The sequence below is a fragment of the Lactobacillus kalixensis DSM 16043 genome, from assembly GCF_001434335.1.
GTDB classification, from domain to species: domain Bacteria; phylum Bacillota; class Bacilli; order Lactobacillales; family Lactobacillaceae; genus Lactobacillus; species Lactobacillus kalixensis.
Genome location: NZ_AZFM01000076.1, coordinates 1 through 1,604, shown reverse-complemented (window position 1 = coordinate 1,604; position 1,604 = coordinate 1). Strand labels below are relative to the sequence as shown.

The 1,604-nt window shown below is 34.5% G+C and carries 1 protein-coding gene; it reads right to left on the bottom strand.

Annotated elements, in window-relative coordinates; genetic code table 11:
• Positions 1-55: 55 nt before the first annotated feature.
• Positions 56-1,465, bottom strand: coding sequence for an ISLre2 family transposase (locus tag FC46_RS09775; protein ID WP_057800226.1), 1,410 nt, complete (start codon positions 1,463-1,465; stop codon positions 56-58).
• Positions 1,466-1,604 lie beyond the last annotated feature (139 nt).

Here is a 1,604-nt window from a genome sequence, read left to right as displayed (position 1 = left end):
GTAAGTGTCAATATTTTTGCGGTAGGTTATAAACCATTAGTCTAACCTTAATTCCTTAAAGATTTATATGATTTAATGCCCGAGAAAAGTTGCTCAAATATCCATTCCCGGCTACGTAATTCTCCATACTGCCGTGTTGAATTCCTTCGTGTACTTCATGTATCTTCTTTAAGCTTGCTCTTACTGCACCTTTATATTGTTCTTCTTTAAGTTCAGTAAATTTGCTTGCTTCAAATTCACTACTTAACCAGTATTCTAAATCATTGTTCTTAATACAAGTTAGAACACGTAAGATTCCTTCTGCACCATCCTCTGACCAGTATTTACCTTGTCCTTTAACTCGGTAAGTATACTTTCGGTGATTGCTTTCACAACAACCAATAGCTTTGATTACTGGTAGAGAGCGCATTCTAAAAGGCTTGATATCATTCCATCGACGGTAGATATAATTGCGAAGTCTATCTAGATTTTCATGATTTTCTGGTGTATCTAACTCATCAATCAGCTTACTTTCGGCGGTATCTAAGATAACATCGGTAAGCTCACGATCATATTTAAATTCAAGTGCACTGATCAGTTTACCTTGAATCTCTGGCATAAATTTTAAGCGATCTTTGATCTTCTGATTCAAATGAAAAACATCAAGGAAATGCTCATGTCTCTTACATTGACCGATTATTTCATCAAAGTCTTTCTTAGCGTAACCAGCGCCGCCATCGGCATTACTAATAACTATTGTATTTGTTAGGTCATAGGTATTGGTTAAATATTCTTTGATCTCCTGCAAGGCATCTAAACGATTTAAAGAAACAAATTCTTTGGCATTAACTCTTTGTCTACGAGTTTTGCTTAAGTTAATAATATCTTCGCAGACCTGATAACGATGAAACTCAATTCTCCGTTTATTGGTGCCTTTAATAATTACACCATCGCCTTCAAGATACAGAACTGGAACCTTTCTCTTTTCTGTAACTCCATCATATCTATCTTCACTTTCTTGCTGTGATTTAATTCTTTTACCAGCCTGTTTAATCAAGTTTCCAACTTGTCCGTGACTGATATTGAAACAAGATAAAGCATTGACTGCTAAAGCAGTATTTCGGTAAGTGGCCACAGTGCTAACCTGTAAAATATTCTTCACAGCTAAGACACTATAACGCTTATATTTGTCATAACCCATCAGTGAATCCAAAGGATAGATAGCCTTTTTAGTTGAACTAGTATATCTTCTACGGACATAACTGATTTCACCAAAAGCAGTAACGATTGAGCGTTTATTTTTCTTTTCGATCTGATATCCTTGCTTCTTAGTTTCTTCAATTAAGCTAACATCAACTTCTTCTAAAGCAGCAGCCATCACCTCTCTAAATAAGTTCAAGAAATAGCACATCAATGCTTTTTCACGAGCAATAACATTGCTTTCAGACTTAATAATTTTAACAATATCAGTTATAATAATATCCATAAAAGACCAGCCTCTAATGTTGTTTGTTTAGGTTTGTTAACATTAGACTACTGGTCTTTTTGTTTTGGAGTCAAGTTCTAATAGGATTTGACTCTTTTTCATTTACTTTTTAACTTACCGCAAAAAATTATACACTTAG

Coding starts and splice junctions, on each gene's coding strand:
- FC46_RS09775 (WP_057800226.1), bottom strand. CDS start 1,465: ATGGATATTATTATAACTGATATTGTTAAAATTATTAAGTCTGAAAGC.